This window comes from Pseudoalteromonas sp. SR44-8 (assembly GCF_014163635.1).
GTDB lineage: Bacteria > Pseudomonadota > Gammaproteobacteria > Enterobacterales > Alteromonadaceae > Pseudoalteromonas > Pseudoalteromonas rhizosphaerae.
Map to the genome: position 1 here is coordinate 13,137 of NZ_JACJDS010000044.1, position 21,817 is coordinate 34,953.

Annotated in this window: 28 protein-coding genes; 13 read left to right on the forward strand and 15 right to left on the reverse strand. The window is 41.2% G+C overall.

Annotated features, from left to right (window positions below; translation table 11 throughout):
* The first annotated feature begins 104 nt into the window (after positions 1-104).
* Positions 105-1,475: a Gfo/Idh/MocA family protein gene (locus H5183_RS18305; RefSeq protein WP_182732382.1), complete on the forward strand. Its 1,371-nt coding sequence runs from the start codon at positions 105-107 to the stop codon at positions 1,473-1,475.
* Between the two features lie 223 nt (positions 1,476-1,698).
* Here H5183_RS18305 and H5183_RS18310 read toward each other — a convergent pair whose 3' ends face one another.
* Together H5183_RS18310 and yjgA are read right to left on the reverse strand one after the other, a co-directional pair.
* Positions 1,699-1,887, reverse strand: a complete 189-nt coding sequence (locus H5183_RS18310) for a hypothetical protein (protein WP_182732383.1) — start codon at positions 1,885-1,887, stop codon at positions 1,699-1,701.
* Positions 1,888-2,144: 257 nt separating this feature from the next.
* Positions 2,145-2,672: a ribosome biogenesis factor YjgA gene (gene yjgA, locus H5183_RS18315; RefSeq protein WP_182732384.1), complete on the reverse strand. Its 528-nt coding sequence runs from the start codon at positions 2,670-2,672 to the stop codon at positions 2,145-2,147.
* Between the two features lie 407 nt (positions 2,673-3,079).
* Between yjgA and pmbA the strand changes: the two genes are divergently transcribed.
* The 3 genes from pmbA to H5183_RS18330 all read left to right on the forward strand — a co-directional run bounded on the left by pmbA (position 3,080) and on the right by H5183_RS18330 (position 5,424).
* On the forward strand, positions 3,080-4,429 hold the full coding sequence (gene pmbA, locus H5183_RS18320; RefSeq protein ID WP_145236716.1) for a metalloprotease PmbA: 1,350 nt from the start codon (positions 3,080-3,082) through the stop codon (positions 4,427-4,429).
* Between the two features lie 228 nt (positions 4,430-4,657).
* Complete coding sequence (locus tag H5183_RS18325) at positions 4,658-5,074, forward strand: VOC family protein (RefSeq protein ID WP_145236719.1); 417 nt, start codon at positions 4,658-4,660, stop codon at positions 5,072-5,074.
* Between the two features lie 191 nt (positions 5,075-5,265).
* Positions 5,266-5,424 carry a hypothetical protein gene (locus tag H5183_RS18330; protein ID WP_182732385.1) on the forward strand — a complete coding sequence of 53 codons (159 nt, stop codon included), beginning with the start codon at positions 5,266-5,268 and terminating at the stop codon, positions 5,422-5,424.
* A 385-nt stretch (positions 5,425-5,809) separates the two neighbouring features.
* On the opposite strand, the gene H5183_RS18335 is transcribed toward H5183_RS18330, so the two are convergent.
* The gene (locus H5183_RS18335; RefSeq protein ID WP_145236722.1) at positions 5,810-6,466 is read right to left on the reverse strand and encodes a LiaF domain-containing protein; all 657 of its coding nucleotides are present in this window, start codon (positions 6,464-6,466) and stop codon (positions 5,810-5,812) included.
* 342 nt (positions 6,467-6,808) lie between these two features.
* Between H5183_RS18335 and H5183_RS18340 the strand changes: the two genes are divergently transcribed.
* From H5183_RS18340 to H5183_RS21845, 3 genes are all read left to right on the forward strand, one after another.
* Positions 6,809-7,372 carry a BON domain-containing protein gene (locus H5183_RS18340; protein ID WP_145236725.1) on the forward strand — a complete coding sequence of 188 codons (564 nt, stop codon included), beginning with the start codon at positions 6,809-6,811 and terminating at the stop codon, positions 7,370-7,372.
* Between the two features lie 64 nt (positions 7,373-7,436).
* Entirely contained in the window at positions 7,437-7,595 is a 159-nt protein-coding gene (locus tag H5183_RS18345; protein ID WP_064667813.1) for a YqaE/Pmp3 family membrane protein, read from the forward strand.
* A 58-nt stretch (positions 7,596-7,653) separates the two neighbouring features.
* A complete protein-coding gene (locus tag H5183_RS21845; RefSeq protein ID WP_259397404.1) occupies positions 7,654-7,788 on the forward strand; it encodes a hypothetical protein in 135 nt (44 codons plus the stop codon).
* Between the two features lie 915 nt (positions 7,789-8,703).
* Here the strand turns inward: H5183_RS21845 and mgtE are convergent.
* The 12 genes from mgtE to H5183_RS18405 all read right to left on the reverse strand — a co-directional run bounded on the left by mgtE (position 8,704) and on the right by H5183_RS18405 (position 18,170).
* Positions 8,704-10,062 (reverse strand): magnesium transporter, encoded by a 1,359-nt coding sequence (gene mgtE, locus H5183_RS18350; protein ID WP_145236729.1) that lies wholly within the window; start codon positions 10,060-10,062, stop codon positions 8,704-8,706.
* Between the two features lie 124 nt (positions 10,063-10,186).
* Complete coding sequence (locus H5183_RS18355) at positions 10,187-10,459, reverse strand: HPr family phosphocarrier protein (RefSeq protein ID WP_064667815.1); 273 nt, start codon at positions 10,457-10,459, stop codon at positions 10,187-10,189.
* A 28-nt stretch (positions 10,460-10,487) separates the two neighbouring features.
* A complete protein-coding gene (rapZ, locus tag H5183_RS18360; protein ID WP_145236732.1) occupies positions 10,488-11,330 on the reverse strand; it encodes an RNase adapter RapZ in 843 nt (280 codons plus the stop codon).
* A 188-nt stretch (positions 11,331-11,518) separates the two neighbouring features.
* Positions 11,519-11,971: a PTS IIA-like nitrogen regulatory protein PtsN gene (ptsN, locus tag H5183_RS18365; RefSeq protein ID WP_145236736.1), complete on the reverse strand. Its 453-nt coding sequence runs from the start codon at positions 11,969-11,971 to the stop codon at positions 11,519-11,521.
* Positions 11,972-11,975: 4 nt separating this feature from the next.
* On the reverse strand, positions 11,976-12,263 hold the full coding sequence (hpf, locus tag H5183_RS18370) for a ribosome hibernation promoting factor (RefSeq protein WP_145236739.1): 288 nt from the start codon (positions 12,261-12,263) through the stop codon (positions 11,976-11,978).
* A gap of 28 nt (positions 12,264-12,291) precedes the next feature.
* On the reverse strand, positions 12,292-13,788 hold the full coding sequence (locus tag H5183_RS18375) for an RNA polymerase factor sigma-54 (RefSeq protein WP_182732386.1): 1,497 nt from the start codon (positions 13,786-13,788) through the stop codon (positions 12,292-12,294).
* Positions 13,789-13,854: 66 nt separating this feature from the next.
* Positions 13,855-14,580, reverse strand: coding sequence for an LPS export ABC transporter ATP-binding protein (lptB, locus tag H5183_RS18380; protein ID WP_145236746.1), 726 nt, complete (start codon positions 14,578-14,580; stop codon positions 13,855-13,857).
* Entirely contained in the window at positions 14,577-15,110 is a 534-nt protein-coding gene (gene lptA / locus H5183_RS18385) for a lipopolysaccharide transport periplasmic protein LptA (RefSeq protein WP_145236749.1), read from the reverse strand. The genes lptB and lptA overlap by 4 nt, the downstream gene beginning before the upstream one ends.
* Entirely contained in the window at positions 15,100-15,654 is a 555-nt protein-coding gene (gene lptC, locus H5183_RS18390) for an LPS export ABC transporter periplasmic protein LptC (RefSeq protein WP_145236752.1), read from the reverse strand. Before lptC ends, lptA begins: the two co-directional genes overlap by 11 nt.
* Positions 15,651-16,202, reverse strand: coding sequence for a 3-deoxy-manno-octulosonate-8-phosphatase KdsC (gene kdsC / locus H5183_RS18395; protein ID WP_145236755.1), 552 nt, complete (start codon positions 16,200-16,202; stop codon positions 15,651-15,653). The genes lptC and kdsC overlap by 4 nt, the downstream gene beginning before the upstream one ends.
* Entirely contained in the window at positions 16,202-17,173 is a 972-nt protein-coding gene (locus H5183_RS18400) for a KpsF/GutQ family sugar-phosphate isomerase (RefSeq protein ID WP_145236758.1), read from the reverse strand. Before H5183_RS18400 ends, kdsC begins: the two co-directional genes overlap by 1 nt.
* Before the next feature lie 25 nt (positions 17,174-17,198).
* Positions 17,199-18,170, reverse strand: coding sequence for a calcium/sodium antiporter (locus tag H5183_RS18405; RefSeq protein ID WP_182732387.1), 972 nt, complete (start codon positions 18,168-18,170; stop codon positions 17,199-17,201).
* A 255-nt stretch (positions 18,171-18,425) separates the two neighbouring features.
* On the opposite strand from H5183_RS18405, the gene mlaF reads away from it, so the two are divergent.
* From mlaF to H5183_RS18435, 6 genes are read left to right on the forward strand one after another with little or no spacing between them, the layout of a single operon-like run.
* On the forward strand, positions 18,426-19,241 hold the full coding sequence (gene mlaF / locus H5183_RS18410) for a phospholipid ABC transporter ATP-binding protein MlaF (RefSeq protein ID WP_182732390.1): 816 nt from the start codon (positions 18,426-18,428) through the stop codon (positions 19,239-19,241).
* On the forward strand, positions 19,241-20,020 hold the full coding sequence (gene mlaE / locus H5183_RS18415; RefSeq protein ID WP_145236765.1) for a lipid asymmetry maintenance ABC transporter permease subunit MlaE: 780 nt from the start codon (positions 19,241-19,243) through the stop codon (positions 20,018-20,020). Before mlaF ends, mlaE begins: the two co-directional genes overlap by 1 nt.
* Before the next feature lie 14 nt (positions 20,021-20,034).
* Positions 20,035-20,583 carry an outer membrane lipid asymmetry maintenance protein MlaD gene (gene mlaD / locus H5183_RS18420; RefSeq protein ID WP_182732388.1) on the forward strand — a complete coding sequence of 183 codons (549 nt, stop codon included), beginning with the start codon at positions 20,035-20,037 and terminating at the stop codon, positions 20,581-20,583.
* Between the two features lie 6 nt (positions 20,584-20,589).
* A complete protein-coding gene (locus H5183_RS18425) occupies positions 20,590-21,264 on the forward strand; it encodes a phospholipid-binding protein MlaC (RefSeq protein WP_145236773.1) in 675 nt (224 codons plus the stop codon).
* A complete protein-coding gene (locus tag H5183_RS18430; protein ID WP_145236776.1) occupies positions 21,257-21,550 on the forward strand; it encodes a lipid asymmetry maintenance protein MlaB in 294 nt (97 codons plus the stop codon). The genes H5183_RS18425 and H5183_RS18430 overlap by 8 nt, the downstream gene beginning before the upstream one ends.
* Before the next feature lie 5 nt (positions 21,551-21,555).
* Positions 21,556-21,813: a BolA family protein gene (locus H5183_RS18435; RefSeq protein WP_145236780.1), complete on the forward strand. Its 258-nt coding sequence runs from the start codon at positions 21,556-21,558 to the stop codon at positions 21,811-21,813.
* Positions 21,814-21,817 lie beyond the last annotated feature (4 nt).

A 21,817-nucleotide genomic window follows, 5' to 3' on the forward strand; every position in this document is an offset into this window, starting at 1 on the left:
CCTAGACTATTACATCTCCTTTCCTATGCTATCCATCCCCATCTGCTTTACCTCCCAAGCTGTTTTAGGTAAGTTAAAACTAGATTAGTTCTAGGATAATAATAATGAAGCAGTTTAATCGTCGAGATTTTTTAAAAGCCGCGAGTGCTACGGCAGCGGCTAGTGTGATTTCAGGATGTGCCACGGGTACTCAAAGTGGCGTTATTACTCCCCCAGCGCAAGGGCGCTCTGTAATTGGTCTTGTCGCGCCAAAAATGGATGTAGTACGGGTTGGGTTTATAGGCTTAGGGCAGCGTGGTTTTGGCCACGTAAAGCGTATGAGTCATATTGCTGGTACAGAAATTAAAGCAATATGTGATACCCATGACGAAGTATTACAGCGTTCAGCTAACTACCTCACTGACAAAGGGTTGGCTAAGCCTGCTCTTTATACTGGCGCCGATAATGCCTATCAAGCAATGCTTAATCGCGATGATATTGATATTGTGATTATTTCTACGCCATGGTCGTGGCATGCACCGATGGCAATCGATACCATGAATAGTGGCAAGCATGCTTTTGTTGAAGTGCCATTAGCATTGACGGTTGAAGAAATGTGGCAACTAGTTGATACCGCTGAGCGCACGCAAAAGAACTGTATGATGATGGAAAATGTCAACTATGGTCGTGATGAGTTAATGGTATTGAATATGGTTCGCCAAGGCGTGTTTGGTGAGCTGCTACATGGTGAGGCGGCGTATATTCATGAATTACGTTGGCAAATGAAAGAAGTGGAGCATAAAACTGGTTCTTGGCGTACCGCTTGGCATGCAAAACGAAACGGTAATTTGTATCCAACGCACGGTTTAGGCCCTGTGTCACAATATATGAATATTAATCGCGGCGATCGGTTTGATTTTTTAACCTCGATGAGTTCACCTGCACTGGGCCGTAGCGCCTATGCAAAGAAAGAATTTCCAGCCGATCATCAACGTAATCAGCTTAATTATATTGCTGGCGATATGAATACTACGCTTATCAAAACAGTAAAAGGGCGCAGTATTATGGTTCAACATGATACCACTACGCCACGGCCGTACTCGCGCCATAATTTAATTCAAGGCACTAACGGTGTGTTTGCCGGTTTTCCAAATCGTATTGCGCTGGAAGATGGTGGTTCGAAGAGCTTCCATGAGTGGGATTATGAAATGGCTGATTGGTATAAAAAATACGATCACCCACTGTGGACTAAAATGGGCGAAGAGGCAGAGCGTAACGGCGGCCATGGCGGCATGGACTTCTTAATGTTTTGGCGGATGATTTATTGTTTACGCAATGGCGAGGCGCTTGATCAAGATGTTTACGACGGCGCGGCTTGGTCTGTTATATCACCGCTGTCAGCACAGTCCGTTAATGATCGTAGTGCGTCAATTGATATTCCTGATTTTACTCGTGGTGCATGGCAAAGTGCCAAACCGCTAGGAATAGTTGGTTAAATGCTAAGAGTTGCGCGAGGCAAACTCGCGGATATTGTGTTTTGCGTCAGCAAGCTTAACGCCTACGGTGTTAAGGTTTACTTTGATGTGTAATTTATTACTTGTAGGCGAGTGGCTTGCTACCGCGTTTCAAAATGTGGCTCTGGTGTTTTTGCGTCAGCAAGCTTAACGCCTACGGTGCTAAAGTTTATCTCGGTGTTAAATTTACTTTGATGTTTATTACTTACTTGTAGGCGAGCGGTTTGCCACCGCGTTTTAAAATGTGATGTGGTGTTGGTGCGTCAGCAAGCTTAACGCCTACGGTGTTAAAGTTTATCTCGGTGTTAAATTTACTTTGATATTTATTACTTACTTGTAGGCGAGTGGCTTGCCACCGCATTTTAAATGTGGCTCGGTGTTGGTGCGTCAGCAAGCTTAACGCCTACGGTGTTAAGGTTTGCCTCGGTGTTAAATTTTACTTTGGTGTGTAATTAATTATTTGTAGGCGAGTGGCTTGCCACCGCGTTTTAAATGTGGAGTGGTGTTGGTGCGTCAGCAAGCTTAACGCCTACGGTGTTTTAATTTGCTGCGAGGGAGGCGTTACTGCTTACTAAACGGTAACTGCCTATAAATAGCGGGTGTTTCTACCCAGACTGAATATAGGCAATTCATTACTACACTAAATGTAGTTTATCGCATTATGCTTTCTTTAAGGTACTGAAATAGCTCTTTATAGCCTTTAGCTGGCTTTTCAATTTTTACTTCTTTTGCCGCATTACGCACCAATTGACGTAACTTTTGACGATCAATACTCGGGTATTGCTCAATGGTTTGATTGACTAAATCATCACCTTGGGCAATTAAATCATCGCGTAATTGCTCAATCTTTTTAATCATCACTTCGGCTTGATTATTTTTATTCAACATAATGTCGATAATAGCGTTGATCTCTTCGATATTCTCAACGGTACGCAAAGTTTTTGCGATGTAATTTAAGTGACGACGATATGCATCACTTTTGTTACTGATTTTGTCTGCAACAACCATTGCCGCTTTTAAATCGTCATTTAAGGGTAAGCGCTCGCGCTGTTTTTTCCCCATTTTGGCAATTTCAGCACCTAACTGATGAAACTCTTGCGCTTCGCGCTTTAGCTCACTTTTTGATATATAGATAATTTCTTCTTCAATTTCAGCAGGCTTGCCTTTTTTCTTCGCCATGGGGTACTCATATGATAACGTTAACTGCAGTCATTATACCCAAACCACCTCAAGATGCGAGCGTCGTTGGAGTTAAAAGCGATTTAGGCAAGGCATTGATTGCAAGTAATAGTGGTTCTATTGTTAAAATCAATAACGCAGTATAAATCGCTTTTAAACCAACCCGTTGGGCGTTTCACAGGCACTTACTCTCATCGTTGTTACTTCTTAAAAGGGACTGCCATTCTTGCAAAGTAACGCCTTGATATTAAGCCCCTGTGAAACGCTGAATTCTGTATCTTGAGGTGGCTTGGGTATATACGTGATTCTTTTAATGATTAATATTAGCTGATGCAATGCAGTGAGTGTGTTAGCATTTAAGTATTATGATTGCGCATGCAAAACGCTCCAAGCTCAGGACTAAAAATATGAAAAGCCAACAGCAAGATCCTATTTATACACAAATTTCTCAAATAAAAGATGCCGTTGCAGAGGTTTTAGAACACGCGAAAAAACTCGGTGCTACTGGCGCTGAAGCGGCGATGTCGAGCACCTCAGGTTTATCAGTTAGTACCCGCATGGGTGAAGTCGAGACCATTGAATTTAATCAAGATGGTGGACTGGGGATCAGTGTGTATGTTGGTAATCACAAAGGCTCTGCGTCAACAGCTGATTTAAACCCCAAAACACTGCGTACAGTGGTAGAGAAAGCCATTGATATCGCCAAGTTTACCTCAGATGATCCACATAATGGCGTAGCCGATAAAGATCTACTTGAATTTGCTCCGCTTGATTTGGATTTATACCACCCGTGGGATGTCAGCCCTGAGCAGGGCATTGAATTGTGTCATGCTGCAGAGCAAGCGGCGCTAAATGCCGATGCACGTATTGTTAATTCAGATGGCGCCAGTTTTTCATCGCATCAAGGTTTACGCGTGTATGGTAATAGCCATGGCCTTATCACAGGTTACCCGCGTACTCGCCACAGCATTAGTACTATGGTGATTGGTAAAGATGGTGAGCAAATGCAGCGAGATTCAGCTTATACCGTAGCGCGAGACCAAGCTGGTTTGAAAGATGCTGCGGCAGTAGGTTTAGAGGCTGCGAGTGAAACTCTTGCTAAGCTCAATAGCAAAAAATTAGGTACCATGAAAGTCCCAGTTGTTTTTCGTGCAGATATAGCTAATTCATTGTTTGGTCACTTGGTGTCTGCAATAGGTGGTGGTGCGCTGTATCGTAAATCGAGCTTTTTGTTGGATAGCCTTGGCACGCAAGTATTTAATAAGTGCGTTAATATTTCAGAGCGCCCGCATATTTTAAAAGGTTTAGCGTCTTCACCATTCGATAGTGAAGGGGTAAAAACTATCGACCGTGAAATCATTCAAGGCGGTGATCTGCAAACTTACTTATTAGCGAGCTACGCAGCCCGAAAAATGAATATGACACCTACCGGTCATGCTGGTGGTATTCATAACTGGTTAGTAGAACAAACTCATGCTGACTTAGCTGCGTTGTTAAAAACGATGGGCACTGGTTTATTGGTCACTGAATTAATGGGCCAAGGCGTTAATACCGTAACCGGTGATTACTCGCGTGGTGCTGCCGGTTTTTGGGTTGAGAATGGCGAAATACAATATCCTGTAAGCGAAATTACCATCGCTGGTAAACTGCAAGATATGTTTAAAGGCATCAGCGGTATAGGTGGTGACATAGAGCGTCGTGGTGGAATTCAAACCGGTTCGGTATTGATTGAACAAATGCAGATTGCGGGAAGCTAGGTTTAAGCTTTAAGTCTTAAGCTGTTAGTCATAAGTTATAAGTTTTAATTTGCGTAGGCGCGGCATTATACCGCGCTGTTTTATTTAGACGTTAGATGGAGCTAGTCTCTGCCTTTAGCCTTTAACCTAGTACCTTTCAATTATTAAATCTTTTATAAAAAACACTTTACCTCAACGTTGCTTGAGGTTTTATTGTGGCTTTAATTACTTAAATAAAGGAATTTAATTATGTATTTAGAGCATGTAAATTTGGTAGTCGATGATGTTGAAGCTATGCTGCACTTTTATAAGGCGGCTTTTCCGTACTGGTCTATAAGAAGTCAAGGCGAAGGGGAGTGGTACGGTAAACCACGAAAATGGTTACACTTTGGCGATGATTTTCAGTATTTAGCATTGAGTGATCATGGTGAACAACATAACCGTGACTTAACCGGACATCAAGTTGGCTTAGCGCACTTTGCTTATGTTACGAATAATATTGCTGCAGTAATTTCGCGTTTAGAAAGCGCTGGTTACAGTATTGATAAGCCAGGTGCGGTAAATCCCTTTCGTAAAAATGTGTATTTTATTGACCCCGCAGGGTTTGAAATAGAGTTTGTTGAATATTTAAGTGACATTCCTAGTGAGCGTAATAATGATTTATAACATTAGTTTCGCGTCAGCAAGCTTAACGCCTACGGGTGTTAACGTTAATCTCAGTGTTTAATTACTCACTGTAGGCGAGTGGTTTGCCACCGCGTTTTAAATGTGGCTCGGAGTTTGTGCGTCAGCAAGCTTAACGCCTACGGGTGTTAACGTTAGTCTCAGTGTTTAATTACTCACTGTAGGCGAGTGGTTTGCCACCGCGTTTTGAAATGTACTCTGGTGTTTGTGCGCCAGCAAGCTCAACGCCTACGGGTTTTAACGTTTATCTCGGTGTTAAATTACTTGTAGGCGAGTGGCTTGCCACCGCGATATTCAATATTGTTTCGGTGTTTTCGCGTCAGCAAGCTTAACGCCTACGGGTGTTAACGTTAATCTCAGTGTTTAATTAATTACTTGTAGGCGAGTGGCTTGCCGCCGCGTTTTGAAATGTGCTCTGGTGTTTGTGCGTCAGCAAGCTTAACGCCTAGAGGTGTTAACGTTTATCTCGGTGTTAAATTTACTTTGATGTTTATTACTTACTTGTAGGCGAGTGGCTTGCCACCGCGATATTCAATATTGTTTCGGTGTTTTCGCGTCAGCAAGCTTAACGCCTACGAGTGTTAACGTTAATCTCAGTGTTTAATTACTCACTTGTAGGCGAGTGGCTTGCCACCGCGATATTCAATATTGTTTCGGTGTTTTTGCGTCAGCAAGCTTAACGCCTACGGGTGTTAAGCTTTAACTGTGTTTTATCTATTAATGTTTATTGATATCTTGCCAACTGGTTTTAAGGCTGTTGGCGAATGAGACAAACTTTTCTTTAATGGTGCGCTTAATTTTAATTTCCACAGAGCCCAGAATAACTTTTCCTTCGATAGTAATGGTTGGCCCTTGGTGTTTATTCAGTGACACTGATTTGTTTTCAACACTACCAATAATACTGAACAGTTTTGATACAACATTGACGTGTTCTGGCACATAAATTTCATCATTGCCTAGTAAGCAATTTACATGGATGGTGATATTTTGATGCTGAAATATGGCGTCAGTGAAATCAAGTTCAATAGAACCAAGTAAGTTCGTCAGGTGGATTTCTTTTGGTACTACCCATTGCCCACTGCGCTCGTTTGATCCTAAGATACTTCGCAAGTGCAATGTTTCATCGCTGCTTTTATTACTATAGTTTGGGCTAAACTGCGCACGTTTTTCCCACTGGTAATTACTATCGGTTGTTAATTCTAGGTCACTTACCAAATCAATTAAGCTTTGGTTATCTTTCGCAGCCATTGCCTGATCTAATCGACGCTCAAAAGCATCAGCTGAAATAACAGCATGACTGTAGTTATATATTAATTGATCAATAACTTGTTCACGCACTTGCTCAATTGGGCGATCTTCTAATTTTACAGTCATGATGTATTCCTTATAAGTGATGCTGTTGGTGTATTTTACGATTGTCAGTACTGCAATAGTTAAAGCAAAGCTTAGGCCATTTATTAATTAGCATAGTAATCAATAATTTAAATTTATTTTCGTTAGGTGCGTTTGTTATATTAACGACAGATTAACGAATAATGCTATTAAATGGTTAATTTTGCAACGACCAGAATAAATTACCGAGCAGTCTGTAAATAATTACCAAGACTAAAGCTAGTGCTATATGAAATTAAGTTTAAGCGATTGATTTTAAATGTTTTAAAAGTTGGCTTGATGTTCGCATTAATCATATTGTCTTTAATCAAAAGGAGAAAGATTATGAAAACATTTAACAAATCTATTATTGCAGCGTTAGTTCTTGGTACAACCGCTATGGGTGCTCAAGCAAATAGCTGGGAAAATGAAAGTAAAGATGCTTGGATTGATGGTAAGGCAGAAACGGTTCTGTTAATGAACACTAACTTAAACAACTTTGACATTAACACTGATGTAAAAAATGGCAAGGTTGTACTAACTGGTAAAGTTGAAAGTGAGCTTGATAAAGAGTTAGCGGAAGAGCTTATCTTAAGTCTAGATGGTGTAACTGATGTTGATAACGAGCTAACGGTCGTTAAAAACACGGATACAAAAAGCAAGAAGATGAAATCAGATAGCACAGAAAGTGATTTAACGGATGCTAAAATTACTACCGTGATTACAACACGCTATTTATTTAATTCTGAAGTAGGCGGTACGGATATTGACGTAGATACCGATAAAGGTGTGGTAACGCTAAATGGTACTGTTGGTTCGGATGCTGAAAAACAGCTAGCGGTGAAAATTGCTAAGAATGCTGAAGATGTTCGCGATGTAGTTGATAACTTAACTATTGTAGCTGAATAATCTATAAGCCACGAATGCCCAGTTATGCTGGGCTTTCTTATACAAATTTCAGGGAGTGAGAGTCATGGATTTAATACGAATTATATTTTCAGTGCTTATTCCACCACTTGGTGTATTTTTACAAGTTGGTTTAGGTGCTCAATTTTGGATTAATATTTTGTTAACATTACTAGGGTATATTCCTGGTCTAATACATGCAATTTATATAATCGCGCGTCGTTAGAGTCACAGTGTTAAATATAACAAGGATGAACAGCCAATAGATGGCAAGGAGTAACATTATGGATAACGTATTAAGGAAAAACCAACAAGGGATCGTAAAAAGCGCAAAGCCACTTTGGACGGCACAACAATGGAAGGAGCTAATGAATAGCGCATCAAGGAGCGAAGTAAAAGCAGCAAGGAATGGGCTTTAAATATCAGAGTATATAAATATCAAATACTAGAAGGATTTTGCTAGGATGTTATATATCAAAATTATAAGTGCATGTTGTTATTTTAATTAAGAACATCCACTTATAATCTTCCCCAAGAATGTTTAACCTCTCATTTTATTATAGTCATAGGTGTTTTTGCGTCAGCAAGCTCAACGCCTACGGGTGTTAACGTTTATCTCGGTGTTAAATTTACTTTGATGTTTATTACTTACTTGTAGGCGAGTGGCTTGCCACCGCGTTTTAAATGTGGCTCGGAGTTTGTGCGTCAGCAAGCTTAACGCCTACGGGTGTTAACGTTAGTCTCAGTGTTTAATTACTCACTGTAGGCGAGTGGCTTGCCACCGCGTTTTGAATGTGGCTCGGAGTTTGTGCGTCAGCAAGCTTAACGCCTACGGGTGTTAACGTTAATCTCAGTGTTTAATTAATTACTTGTAGGCGAGTGGCTTGCCACCGCGATATTCAATATTGTTTCGGTGTTCTTGCGTCAGCAAGCTCAACGCCTACGGGTGTTAACGTTAATCTCAGTGTTTAATTAATTACTTGTAGGCGAGTGGCTTGCCGCCGCGTTTTGAAATGTGCTCTGGTGTTTGTGCGTCAGCAAGCTTAACGCCTAGAGGTGTTAACGTTTATCTCGGTGTTAAATTTACTTTGATGTTTATTACTTACTTGTAGGCGAGTGGCTTGCCACCGCGAAAAGATTAAAGGTGCTAGGAAGACAAAGGTACTAGGTGCTAGGGAAGTGACTAGGACCTAGAGCCTAAAACCTAGCTCCGATGTTTAAAGCGTAGGCGGGGCTTTATGCCGCGCGGTTAAAATTTCATGGCTAAAGCCATTTCCTACATTACGATGTAAACCTAGAACCTAGAACCTAGAACCTAGAACCTCTATTTCTATCTACACCAACAACCATGTCGCAGTGCCTAGGAAGGCGAATATCCCTACAATATCGGTTACGGTTGTCAGTACCACGCTGCCAGCTAATGCAGGATCAATTTTCATTTTTTTCAATAGCAGCGGAATACTGGCACCGGCGATACCTGCGGCTACTAAGTTCATAAACATGGCAAAGGCGAGTACGCCGCCAAGCTTAAAGTCCCATTGCCAAATAGCAACAACACCGGCAATTAAAATAGACCAAACAATCCCGTTTATTGCGCCGATTGCAAGCTCTTTGATCAGTAAAAAGCGTTGGTTAGTTTGGTTGATATGACCCACTGCAATACCACGTATTACGAGTGTTAATGTTTGGCTGCCCGCAACACCACCCATGGATGGCACTATACCGTTGAGTACTGCTAGAATAGGTAAAATTGCTAAAGTGTTTTCAAAGAAGCTTGCCACAATCGCAGCAAGTAGCGCGGTTAACAAGTTAACGCCAAGCCAAATTGAGCGCTTTTTCGAACTTTTTAACACCGGAGCAAAGGTATCTTCTTCATCATCAAGACCGGCTAGGCTTAATAAGCTATGCTCGGCGTCTTCACGGATAACGTCAACGATATCATCGATGGTGATACGGCCAAGTAGATGGTCATTATCATCAACCACTGGGGCTGATATCCAGTTATGACGTTCAAACAGTTGTGCTACATCGGTTTCATCCATCGAAATGAGGATAGATTCACAATCTTCATCCATTAAGTCGCGAATGATTTTATCTGGCGAGTTAGTCAACAAGGTCGTTAACGACATGGCACCTATAAAGCAGTTATGTTTATCAACAACATAAAGATCATCGGTACCTTCTGGTAGCTCACCACGTAAACGTAAGTAGCGCAGTACTACGTCGATAGTGACATCAGGGCGGATGGTCACTGTATCTGTGTTCATCAGCGCGCCAGCAGAGCGCTCTTGATAAGAGAGTGCTTGAGTTGCACGTTCTCGATCTTGGCTATCCATGGCACTAACAACGTCTTTGTAGACGGTATCAGGTAGGCTACGTAGTACTTCCCCTAGATCATCGTGACTCATGTCCTCAGTTGCCGCAGCGATGTGCTTCGGCTCCATTTGGGCAATGATCCCTAAACGAACATCTTCTGATAGTTCTTCAAGTACGTCACCTTGTACATCTGGATCAACCAGTTGCCATAATAAGGTACGAATCTTATGCGGGGATGACTCGAGTAATAATGCGGTGTCACACGGAGCTGTTTTTGCCAACATACGCCTTACTTGAACAAATTGACCACTGTTAAGTGACTTGGTCACTTGTTTTAGTTGTTGTAGTGGGTAATCTTGTTCAAAAGCTTCTGGCATTGGCGTCCTTAAAAAATTAATACACTTGATAGGTAGGGTAACTGTTGTCGATAATTAACGCGCTTGGTCTGTTTAATTAACGACTTTATTCAGTTTAACGCAATTTAGTGGTACTGACTACGAGCTATTCTTGTTCGTTAAAGCGTTGTGCGATCAACTCACCAATTGCTGCAAGAGCAGGTTCAGCGTCCGGGCCTTCACATACAACTTTAACTTCTTTGCCTTGGCTACTTTCTAATAGCATTAAGCCCAGTACGCTGTCGCCTGCGGCTTGTTTGTCATCTTGATGAAGTGTGATGCTGGCATCAAACTGCACAGCTAATTGCGCTAATACGCTGGCTGCGCGAGCATGTAAACCGAGTTTGTTTTTTATTAAAAATGTATCTTCTAAGCGCATCAACATTCCTTACTGTAAACGTGAGTTGTTATTCTTGTTCACGATGGCGAATTTTCACATTACTGTGGCTCATCGAGAAGCTTTCACCTATAGTTTGCGCTAGATAAACTGAGCGATGTTGACCACCGGTGCAACCAATAGCAATTGTTAAGTAACTGCGGTTATTACGTTCTAAGTGCGGTAACCAAGTTTGTACAAAGGTTTGGATCTGCCAAGTGAATTTTTGCACGATACTGTGACTGGCTAAATAATCTTTTACTGGTTGATCCAGGCCTGTGAGCGGTTTTAACTCAGGCTCCCAGTGTGGATTAGGTAAAAAACGTGCATCAAATACATAATCGGCTTCTTTTGGAATACCATGCTTAAAACCAAATGATTCAAAGGTGATGATTAGTTTTTTATCTTTTTTCCCTAAAATCTTTTCACGGATTGACTCAGCAAGCTGGTGGACACTGAGATCTGTGGTATCAAGCATGAAATCAGCACGAGTAGTTAATACATCAAGCAACACTTTTTCTTGCTTGATGGCTAAATCCAGTGGCAAAGAATCCAAAGATAATGGGTGTAAGCGGCGGGTTTCAGAAAAGCGTTTGATCAGAGTTTGATCATCACTGTCTAAATAAAATAGCGTCGGATTTGCAAAACCAGGCAAGTATTCAAGAATGTCGTTAAATTCTTCCTGCTCTTTCGGTAAATTACGAACATCGATACTGACGGCAATTTTGTCGTAATTATCAGAGACACTGCGTACTAATGACGGTAATAAGTTAACTGGAATATTATCTACACAATAATAGCCAAGATCTTCTACTACACGTAAAGCAACAGATTTACCTGAGCCAGAACGCCCACTGATGATGATTAACTCCATGTAAATTCTCCTTCATTTAATACCAATTTTATTAAAAACATGCTCATTCTTGCTTGTTAAATAACCCACTAACTTTGTTTAAAATTATTTATATAGAACAACTATATCTCATAATTTCCACCTTGTTCTAGAGCTATTTTCCTGTTGCAATAATTACTCTCTAATTCAATACAATACAATTGGTATGACTACGATTGAGCTGCAATTACATGATACAAATCTTGGTCTGTTTTTGCGCTACGTAGTTGTTTACAAAAATCTTTGTTATTGAGTTTATCAGCAATTGTGGCTAACGTCTTCAAATGAAGTTGGCTGTCACCATCTGGTACGATGAGGGCTACAAATATATCAACTGGGCGATTATCAATCGCATCAAAATCAACCGGTGATTCACTCACTAAAATTATTGCTAGCGGGTTTTCAACACCACTCATACGGCCATGAGGGATAGCAATACCACGACCAATACCGGTACTACCTAGTTTTTCTCTCGATAGTAGTGCGTTGAGGATTTCTTGTTGTGATAGCTGAGGGAGTTGTTCATGAGCCAATTGGCTTATAAATTCAATGATCCGTTTTTTGCTATTAAAAAGGACCGCAGCTTTACTGCAGTCCTGACAAATAAGTGAGCTTAATTTCATAGTGTTAGTGTCGAGCGTGCTTCTCTTTGTGTTTAATTACTTGACGATCAAGTTTATCGATTAGTCCGTCAATAGCTGCATACATGTCTTGGTGCTCAGTCGAGGCAAATAATTCAGCGCCACTGACATGTAATGTGGCCTCTGCTTTTTGGCTTAGTTTTTCTACATCAAGAATAACATGGACATTGTTGATATGATCAAAATGCCTTTCAAGCTTGGCAAACTTATTGTTTACATAGTCTCTTAATGAATCAGTAATTTCTACGTGACGACCAGTTAAATTTAGTTGCATAAGCATTTTCCTCTTGTGATTTTACGCCTTAAATCAAACTTTTACGTTGATTTGACGGTGGAATAGCCAGCGACTCGCGGTATTTTGCAATAGTCCGTCTAGCTACTTTGATACCTTGCTCTGCCAATATATCTGCAATCTTACTATCACTCAATGGTTTCGCTGAGTTTTCTGCACTGATCAATTTTCTGATCAATGCTCGAATAGCTGTCGAAGAGCATTCGCCGCCGTTCTCAGTGCTTACATGACTTGAGAAAAAATACTTTAACTCAAAAATACCACGGGGGGTATGCATGTACTTTTGTGTCGTTACGCGAGAGATTGTTGATTCGTGCATCTCAACCATTTCAGCAACGTCGTTTAGTACCATAGGTCGCATTGCTTCAGGGCCATGCTCAAAGAATCCCTGCTGTTGTTTTACAATGCAGTTAGTTACTTTGAGTAACGTCTCGTTACGACTTTCTAGGCTTTTAATAAACCATTTAGCTTCTTGCAAATGCGAGCGTATAAATTGGCTGTCAGTGCTTGATTTTACTGAGCGTGACATTGCCGCATATTGGCTGTTCACTCTAATTTTTGGCATGCTGTCTGGATTAAGTTCAACCACCCAGCGACCTTTAATTTTTTTCACCGAGACATCAGGTATAACATACTCTGACTCTTCGCGTACTATAGTATCCGCAGGCTTTGGGTTAAGGCTGTGGATCAGTGTCATTACTTCTTTCAGCTCATCTTCTTTAAGCTTAGTCTTTTTCATCAAAGTGCGATAGTCACGACTAGCTAATAAATCGATATGATCAGTTAAAATCATTTTAGTCTCGCTAATCCAAGGAGTTGCAGGATCAAATTGATTTAATTGAATACATAAACATTCTTGTAGGCTGCGCGCAGCAATACCAACAGGGTCAAATAACTGAATGCGTTTTAACACTGCTTGCACTTCGTCTAGTTCGATTTCTTCTTCGTTATTACCTTGATTTAAGCTCTCTGCGATGTCTTCGCAGCTCAAGGTTAAAATACCTGAATCGTCAACAGCTTCAACAATCGCAATGGCAATAGCTTCATCGGTTGGACTAAAAGGTGTGAGCTGTAATTGCCACATCAGATATTCGTGCAGGGTTTCAGTTGAAGCACCTTGATAAATTGACTCATCTTCAGGCATTGGGCCGGATGACGTATTTGGCGCAGCACTCATGTATTCGTCCCAGGTGACGTCCATAGCCATTTCGTCACTTAAAGTCTCTTTACTTAATGCTTCGCTACTTTCTTGTTCATATTCGCTGGGCTTGTTGTCTGCTGATGCACTAACGGTTAAGTCATCGTTATCTTGTTTTTGTTCGTTTTTACCAGCCGTGTCGTCTGAATATTCATGCTCTTCTAGCTCTAACAATGGATTGCTGTCGAGTGCTTCTTGAATTTCTTGCTGGAGATCCAATGTACTGAGTTGCAATAAGCGAATTGCTTGTTGCAGCTGTGGTGTCATTGTAAGTTGCTGGCCCATGCGCAGCTGGAGTGATTGCCTCATGTATCTCTAACAATCCTTTTATTGTTATCATCGTTAAGTCTAGCAGATACTTAGCCGAGCGTGGCTTTATAGCCTAAATTGCTCGCCCAGGTAAACATCGCGGACTGTTTGGTCGGCAAGTACATGCTCAGGGGTACCTGATGCAATTAACTCCCCATGAGAAACTATGTAGGCTTTTTCACAAACATCAAGGGTTTCTCGTACATTGTGGTCGGTAATAAGTACGCCAATACCACGGTTTTTAAGGTGTTCAATAATCTTCTTTATATCTAACACTGAAATAGGATCAACGCCAGCAAAAGGCTCATCAAGTAAGATAAATTTTGGATTTGCGGCTAAAGCGCGTGCAATTTCAACTCGACGACGTTCACCACCAGATAATGCCATACCTTGGCTGTCGCGAATATGTTGAATGCTAAACTCATCAAGTAAGCTGTCTAGTGCTTCTTCTCTGGCTTGTTTATTCAGCTCTTTACGAGTTTCTAAAATAGCCATCAGGTTTTGATAAACAGTTAACTTACGAAAGATGGATGATTCTTGTGGTAAGTAGCCAATCCCTAACCGTGCGCGACTGTGCATTGGCAGTAAAGTGATGTCATTATCATCAATACTTATTTTACCTTTGTCGCTAGGTACTAAACCCACAATCATATAAAAAGTGGTGGTTTTACCTGCGCCATTAGGACCCAGTAAGCCAACAATGCTGCCTGCGCTAACTTCTAAACCCACGCTTTTTACAACTTGGCGACCTTTATAGCTTTTTGCTAAAAATTCAGCTTTTAATATACTCATGGCTGCCCTTTAGGTTTGTCTTTTTTACTGTCAACAGGTACCAAAATAGTGTGTACGCGATCGTTTGAGCTTGCGCCTTTTTCAGCACTGATCAGCTGTTGGTCCATATCATAGGTAATGCTTTTGGCATTAATTTTTTGACCTGCTTGAGTGACTTGTGCATTACCAATTAACGTTAAATAGCGCTTGGCGACATCGTAACGGACTTCATCAGCACTGGCGCTCATTATTGTGCCATCAGTTTGTTTTTCTTCAAAGTAAGCAGGGTTACCAGTTGCAACAAGCAATTGTTTGTTATTGCCTAAATCTTCGCGCTTATGGACTTCAAGTCGATCCGCTTTGATACGGCGGTTACCATGAATGATTTCGACATTTTTTTCAAAAATACCGATATTATCTTTCAGTTGGGCAAGCTGCTTTTCAGCACTGATAGAGACTTGATCCGCAGGTGGTGCCGTATTTTCAGCAAAGCTTGCAAAGGCAATGAATAAGCTTGGTATCACAAGCAAGTGAGCAAATTTATTGGTCATAATATATGGTTCGCGTATGGTTAATTAGTTCTACCACTTCGGCTTTTAAGTCGGCATGGAGGCCGCGCCCAGTGATCTTTAAATTTGGTCCGATTAATTCAACTGGTTGTTCTGAACTCATGGTTTGTAGTTCAATATCAACCTGAATATTATCTGCGTTTATATGTTCAATCATGGCATTATTGGTCAGGTTTTTAGCAACCACATTACCTTCTAAAATTAATTGATGATTTTCATATAGGGTGGCTTCATCGGCATTAATTTGCCACGTTTGCTGTTGATTATAGAGTGTAAAAATAGGTTGTTCAAAGTAAGTAAACCCTAACTGTTGGTAAAGTTCCATTTTTGCAGCTGTTACTTTGTGGCTAATTTTACCTTGTTCATCAAACGCGGTTTGTTTTAATGCCACCGCAGTATAATCAGGTTTTGCTATTATATCTTCTTGGTTTTGTTTTATGGCAGTGCTTTGATAAAAATACGGATACCACAGCCATACCATACAGCCGACAAATAATACGCATAATATTAAACGCGCACTATTCATGAGCTTGTGCCTTCGCTGGTTAATGATTTACCATTTTCGAGCATTAATAAATCAGTGAGTTCACGCACAGCTCCAAAACCACCAGGGAGCATGGTTGTATAATGTGAAACTCGCTTGATCAAAGGGTGAGCATCATTTACTGCCACCGCAAAACCAACTAATTCCATTACCGGCAAGTCAGGTCCGTCATCGCCTATGTAAGCGATTTGTTCATCGCTTAACTGCAATTTATCTTTGAGCTGTTGATAAGCTTGCAACTTGTTTTCTTGACCTTGGTAAATATGCGGTACTGTCAGGCTAGTCATCCGTTGCTGAACTATCTGTGAATGACGACCGGTGATCACGGCAACTTCAAAACCGCTATTGATCAGTGCTTTGATACCAAAACCATCTTTAGTATTAAACGCTTTGAGTTCTTCACCTTGATTGCCAAGATAAATGCGGCCATCTGAAAACACCCCATCGATATCACAGATCAGGAGTTTGATTTTTTGTGCTCGCTCGCTCGCATCATCTGAAAGTGGCTGATATAAGTCAGCAAACTGCATTATAAAACTCCTGCTTTGAGCAAATCTTGCATATTAAGAGCACCAATAGGGTGGTGTTTATCATCAACTACAATTAAGCCATTGATACGCTTATTCTCCATAATATTGAGTGCCTCGGCGGCAAGCATATCCGCGGTTGCTGTAGTGCAAGAGCGGGTCATGACAGTGCTTATCAAAGTGCTATGAATATCTATTCGTTGCTCTAAAATTCGGCGTAAATCACCGTCAGTAAAAAGCCCTGCAAGTTGCCCTGTGTCATCAACAATGGCCGTCATACCTAAGCCCTTGGCCGACATTTCGATTAATGCATCTTTGATACATTGCTTATCATTGATCATAGGCGTTGCTGGGCCACTGTGCATAATATCTTTTAAACACAATAGTAAACGTTTGCCTAAGCTTCCCCCAGGATGCGATAGCGCAAAGTCATCGGCAGTAAAGCCTCGGGTTTCTAACAGAGCAACGGCTATTGCATCACCCATCGCAAGCGTTGCAGTCGTGCTCGCAGTCGGGGCGAGTCCTAATGGGCAGGCCTCTTGACTTACTTTGATGCATACATGAGCATCAGCCCAATTTGCCATTGATGATTCAGGGTTACCTGTCATGGCGATCATTTTTGCGCCAATACGTTTAATAACCGGAATAATATTCAGTACTTCGCTGGTTTCGCCTGAGTTAGAAATAAGCATAACCACGTCATCACGAGTGATCATCCCTAAATCACCATGACTTGCTTCACCCGGATGGACAAAAAACGCAGGCGTGCCAGTGCTTGCCAGTGTTGCAGCAATTTTATTACCAATATGCCCTGATTTCCCCATACCGACTACTATGATCCTACCGTGACATTGATACATCAATTGGCAAGCTTGATTAAAGTTTTCGTCTAGGTATTGGGTTATATCAAGCAGCGCTTGGCGCTCTATTTCTAGCACCCGCTTACCTTGTTCAATAAAATTTAACTGCGTCATTGTGTTATCCATTTTGTGGCTAGCATTAAGCAACTTGGCTGAAAATATAACCTTGATAAATTAAAAACGCGACCAATAACAGGCCACCTTCAACTCTATTAATGCGTCTTGTGCCTCTAAAACTCAATGACATAGCAATAAGGGCTATGGTGGCACCAATCATTATTAAGGCATCACGGTTTGCAGCTGAAGGATCAATAATCGAAGGGTTGATAATCCCAGCCAGTGGTAACACAGCTAAAATGTTAAAGATATTTGAACCAACAATATTACCCAGTGCTAAATCATCTTCGTTTTTTAATACCCCAGCAATACAGGCTGCCAGCTCAGGCAGACTGGTGCCAATAGCAATAATGGTTAACCCTATTACTAAATCACTTAGGCCAAAGTATTTGGCTATATCAACTGCTGAGCCAACTAAAAAATGTGAGCTGACAGGCAGTAATATCATACCAATAATTAACCAAAATAAAGCCGATTTGGTGGGCACGTTATCTGGTACGTCTTCACAGGCTTCACTTACAAATGGGTCATCAGCTTGGTTTTTAGCGCGAATAGAAATAATAACTAAGCCCGCAATAAAGACCACAAAGCCTATGATTAATGCAACGCCCTCAGCAAATGAAAAGTAGTTATCCGAAAATATATACCAGGCGGCGATTGACACTAGCAGCACAAGCGGCATTTCGCGTTTTAATGTCATTGATGATACTGATAGTGGGCGCAATAGCGCGGTAATACCTAAAACAAGTAAAATATTAGTGATATTTGAGCCAACGGCATTACCCACGGCAGTGTCAGTTTTACCTGCAAGCGCAGCTGATGCTGAGACCATCATTTCAGGGGCTGACGAGCCCATAGCAACAACTGTTAAACCAACAATAAGAGTAGGAACACCGAAATTTTTTGCCAGTGCCGCAGCACCATATACAAAGCGATCTGCACTCCAAACGAGAGCTGCAAATCCGAGAATTAAAATGACAAAAGAAGTCACCATTACGTTACGCCAATTATTCAAAATGAGATGGCTGCAAATAGTAACAAAAGCCAACCTGAAAGTATAAATAAAAGAATCTGCGAAGCTTGTTAGATTATGGACTGATTTGGACTGAGAAAAATTATTTAAGCGACGGTTAAGCCAACGGCTGTAAGCTTTGCAGCGCTATTACATAGAATATTACAAAATTTTACGATTTGTTTTTTCCATCTTGGTGTAAAAACGCTTAAAATAGGTGAACTAGTGAAAATAGTAATGGAGAGCGACTTGTCGCAACCAATAGTAGAAATCAAGGATGTAAGCTTTTCTAGGGGCAATCGCTGTATATATAAAAATATGAGCTTTAGTGTCCCTAAAGGAAAAATTACGGCAATTATGGGGCCAAGCGGAATTGGTAAAACCACCATGTTGCGTTTAATTGGTGGCCAATTAAAACCAGATAGCGGCACTATTTTATTCGAAGGTAATAACATTCCTACCATGTCGCGCAAAGAGCTTTATGCGGCGCGAACCAAAATGAGTATGTTGTTTCAAAGCGGCGCATTATTTACCGATATGTCAGTGTTTGACAATATCGCTTTTCCGCTGCGTGAGCACACTCGTCTAAGTGAAGATTTAATTCGCCTTGTGGTGCTAATGAAATTACAAGCTGTTGGCTTGCGTGGCGCACAAGATCTAATGCCTTCTGAGCTGTCAGGTGGTATGGCACGTCGTGCTGCATTAGCGCGTTCAATCGCGCTTGATCCTGAATTAATTATGTATGATGAGCCATTTGCAGGCCAAGACCCTATCTCCATGGGAGTGTTGGTTAAGTTGATTAAGTCGCTTAATCAAGTGCTTGGGTTATCATCATTAATCGTAACTCACGATGTAACAGAAGTAATGAGTATTGCCGATCACGTTATCATTATTGCCGATCAAGGCGTTATTGGTAGCGGTACACCGGATGAAATGCGTAATCATGAATCGGCCCTAGTTCAGCAGTTCTTAAAAGGATTATCTGATGGCCCAGTGCCGTTTCATTTTCCTGCTCAACCTTATCAAGAAGAATTACTGGGAGGGCGCCGCTGATGTTTGATTTTTTGCAAATGCTAGGTCATAAAACGTTAGGACGGTTTGCTGCACTTGGTCGCTCTACTCAGATGTTGATAGGTGCGTTGTGGAGTTTGCCTAATTTTAGAAAAGGCACGCCGCTTTTAATACGGCAATTATATATGGTCGGCTCGCAGTCACTATTGATTATCATGGTGTCGGGCTTATTCATTGGTATGGTGTTGGCGTTGCAAGGCTACACCGTACTAGTTGGTTATGGTGCAGAGGATAGCTTAGGCCCATTAGTAGCATTGAGTTTACTTAGAGAGTTAGGCCCTGTTGTTACTGCATTATTGTTTGCCGGGCGAGCTGGTAGTGCATTAACCGCAGAAATAGGTTTAATGAAAGCGACTGAGCAGTTATCAAGTCTTGAAATGATGGCTATTGACCCTCTTAAACGTATTATCGCGCCACGCTTTTGGGCGGGCTTTATCAGTATGCCATTACTGGCGTTGATATTTTCAGCAGTTGCAATTATTGGTGCTCATTTAGTGGGGGTTGATTGGTTGGGTGTTGATACGGGGAGTTTTTGGTCAATCATGCAGTCACAAGTGTCATTCCAGCAAGATATTTTAAATGGCATGATCAAGAGTTTTGTATTTGCCATCGTGGTTACATGGATTGCGCTTTATAAAGGCTACGATTGTATACCGACCTCTGAAGGGATCAGTAAAGCAACAACAGAGACAGTTGTACACTCATCTTTGGCTGTTTTAGGGTTTGATTTTATTTTGACAGCGGTAATGTTTACTAGCTAATAAAGGTATAGATAATGAATTCACGGAAATTAGAAATTTTAGTTGGTTTTTTTGTTGCGCTAGGCATAGCAGCTTTTGCTATGTTGGCGTTAAAAGTTGCCAATGCAGGGATCAGCGGCAACGGCGAAACCTACTTATTGAAAGCCAAGTTTGAAAACATTGGTTCATTAAAAACACGTGCGCCGATTAAAGTAGGTGGTGTAGTGGTTGGTCGAGTTGAGGGAATTTCAATTCACCCACAAGAATTTGTGCCAGTTGTTGATATGACGATTGATGCGCAATATCAATGTCGTTTTTCAGATACCAGCTCAGTTTCAATCCTGACATCAGGCATTCTCGGTGAGCAATACTTGGGGATTAACCCTGTTATTGCCCCAAAATCAGCTGAACAAGCGTGTTTAGGTGTTGCGGTAACGAGTGATGATAAAAACTTAGGGTTAGACGAGTTATTTGGTGTTGAGAGCAAAGCCTTAAATGATGGCGACTATATCACTGACACGAAATCAGCATTGGTGCTTGAAGAGTTAATCGGGCAATTTTTATTCAATCAAGGCGGCGAGTAAGTAATCATGTTTAAGAAATTTTTAATGGTAGTTGCGCTGACTTTCAGTGCCATTAGCGTAGCAAGCGATGCGGTCAATTTAACAGACCCATATAAAATGGTCCGCCAAGTATCTGATAATACTTTTCAACGTATTACTCGTGACCAGCCTTTAATCGAAAAAGATAAGGAGCACCTACGGGTTATTGTCAAAGAAGAGTTGATGCCTTACATTGATTATAAATATGCTGCACTGCGTGTATTAGGAAGTCATGTATCAAAAGTACGTGCGATTAAAGATCCTGCCGAGCAAAAACAAGCAGTTGAGGATATTAAACACTTTATTGATGTGTTTCAAGAATACTTAATCGCTACTTATGCTGGTGTGTTTACGCAATACACCAACCAAAAAGTAGAGTTTGGTGCAAGCAAAGAGTTTACAGGACAAGACCTAGTATTAGTGAAAACCAAAATTGTCGAGCCAGGCAAGCCGGAAATTAAAATTGATTTTAAAGTACGTGAAGATCGCGATGGCGAATGGCGTGCTTATGACATGGTTGCCGAAGGCATTAGTTTATTAGATGCCAAGCAAAGTGAATTTCAAGGCATTTTGCGCCAGCAAGGTATTAACCATGTAAGTGACCTACTTGAACAGAAAAGTAAGTTGCCAGTGCAATTTAGAGGTGACGGCGGTAATGAGTAAAGTAACGGTTACTCAGCTTGACGAACAGCACTATCGAGTCAGTGGTGAATTGACTCGAAATTCAATTTCCGCTGAACGACTTCTGAATAAAAACTCACAAAGTAACCATAAAAACTGGTATTTTGACCTTTCTGAGGTGTCTAGGGTTGACACGGCGGGCTTAGCTTGGTTAATTCACTCTTTCGCAGAATTAAAGCAGCAAGGTATTCACCTTGAATTGCAAAATATTCCTGAACAACTGCAAAAGTTGATGCAGTTAGGACAGGTTACCAACCTATTTGAGTGAGAGTTATGGAAACAAGCCAAGTCGAAACCTTATTGCGCGACGCATTGCAATTAGCTGAAGTACATGTGAAAGCCAACGGTAGTCATTATGAAGTTATCGCAGTCGGCGATTGTTTTGATGGGTTAAGCCGAGTGAAAAAACAACAGCTGGTATATGGTCCGTTGATGAACACCATTTCTGACGGCACAATTCACGCAGTTTCGATCCGTGCATTTACGCCAACTGAGTGGAAGCGCGAACAAAAATTCATTTTACCTCAATAAAAAA

Coding starts and splice junctions, on each gene's coding strand:
- mlaD (WP_182732388.1), top strand. CDS start 20,035: ATGAATTCACGGAAATTAGAAATTTTAGTTGGTTTTTTTGTTGCGCTA.
- H5183_RS18425 (WP_145236773.1), top strand. CDS start 20,590: ATGTTTAAGAAATTTTTAATGGTAGTTGCGCTGACTTTCAGTGCCATT.
- H5183_RS18400 (WP_145236758.1), bottom strand. CDS start 17,173: ATGACGCAGTTAAATTTTATTGAACAAGGTAAGCGGGTGCTAGAAATA.
- kdsC (WP_145236755.1), bottom strand. CDS start 16,202: ATGCAGTTTGCTGACTTATATCAGCCACTTTCAGATGATGCGAGCGAG.
- H5183_RS18375 (WP_182732386.1), bottom strand. CDS start 13,788: ATGAGGCAATCACTCCAGCTGCGCATGGGCCAGCAACTTACAATGACA.
- yjgA (WP_182732384.1), bottom strand. CDS start 2,672: ATGGCGAAGAAAAAAGGCAAGCCTGCTGAAATTGAAGAAGAAATTATC.
- pmbA (WP_145236716.1), top strand. CDS start 3,080: ATGAAAAGCCAACAGCAAGATCCTATTTATACACAAATTTCTCAAATA.
- H5183_RS18430 (WP_145236776.1), top strand. CDS start 21,257: ATGAGTAAAGTAACGGTTACTCAGCTTGACGAACAGCACTATCGAGTC.
- H5183_RS21845 (WP_259397404.1), top strand. CDS start 7,654: ATGGATAACGTATTAAGGAAAAACCAACAAGGGATCGTAAAAAGCGCA.
- mlaF (WP_182732390.1), top strand. CDS start 18,426: ATGGAGAGCGACTTGTCGCAACCAATAGTAGAAATCAAGGATGTAAGC.
- H5183_RS18335 (WP_145236722.1), bottom strand. CDS start 6,466: ATGACTGTAAAATTAGAAGATCGCCCAATTGAGCAAGTGCGTGAACAA.
- lptC (WP_145236752.1), bottom strand. CDS start 15,654: ATGAATAGTGCGCGTTTAATATTATGCGTATTATTTGTCGGCTGTATG.
- lptB (WP_145236746.1), bottom strand. CDS start 14,580: ATGAGTATATTAAAAGCTGAATTTTTAGCAAAAAGCTATAAAGGTCGC.
- lptA (WP_145236749.1), bottom strand. CDS start 15,110: ATGACCAATAAATTTGCTCACTTGCTTGTGATACCAAGCTTATTCATT.
- H5183_RS18345 (WP_064667813.1), top strand. CDS start 7,437: ATGGATTTAATACGAATTATATTTTCAGTGCTTATTCCACCACTTGGT.
- mgtE (WP_145236729.1), bottom strand. CDS start 10,062: ATGCCAGAAGCTTTTGAACAAGATTACCCACTACAACAACTAAAACAA.
- H5183_RS18340 (WP_145236725.1), top strand. CDS start 6,809: ATGAAAACATTTAACAAATCTATTATTGCAGCGTTAGTTCTTGGTACA.
- hpf (WP_145236739.1), bottom strand. CDS start 12,263: ATGCAACTAAATTTAACTGGTCGTCACGTAGAAATTACTGATTCATTA.
- H5183_RS18305 (WP_182732382.1), top strand. CDS start 105: ATGAAGCAGTTTAATCGTCGAGATTTTTTAAAAGCCGCGAGTGCTACG.
- H5183_RS18355 (WP_064667815.1), bottom strand. CDS start 10,459: ATGCGCTTAGAAGATACATTTTTAATAAAAAACAAACTCGGTTTACAT.
- H5183_RS18435 (WP_145236780.1), top strand. CDS start 21,556: ATGGAAACAAGCCAAGTCGAAACCTTATTGCGCGACGCATTGCAATTA.
- ptsN (WP_145236736.1), bottom strand. CDS start 11,971: ATGAAATTAAGCTCACTTATTTGTCAGGACTGCAGTAAAGCTGCGGTC.
- rapZ (WP_145236732.1), bottom strand. CDS start 11,330: ATGGAGTTAATCATCATCAGTGGGCGTTCTGGCTCAGGTAAATCTGTT.
- H5183_RS18405 (WP_182732387.1), bottom strand. CDS start 18,170: ATGGTGACTTCTTTTGTCATTTTAATTCTCGGATTTGCAGCTCTCGTT.
- mlaE (WP_145236765.1), top strand. CDS start 19,241: ATGTTTGATTTTTTGCAAATGCTAGGTCATAAAACGTTAGGACGGTTT.
- H5183_RS18325 (WP_145236719.1), top strand. CDS start 4,658: ATGTATTTAGAGCATGTAAATTTGGTAGTCGATGATGTTGAAGCTATG.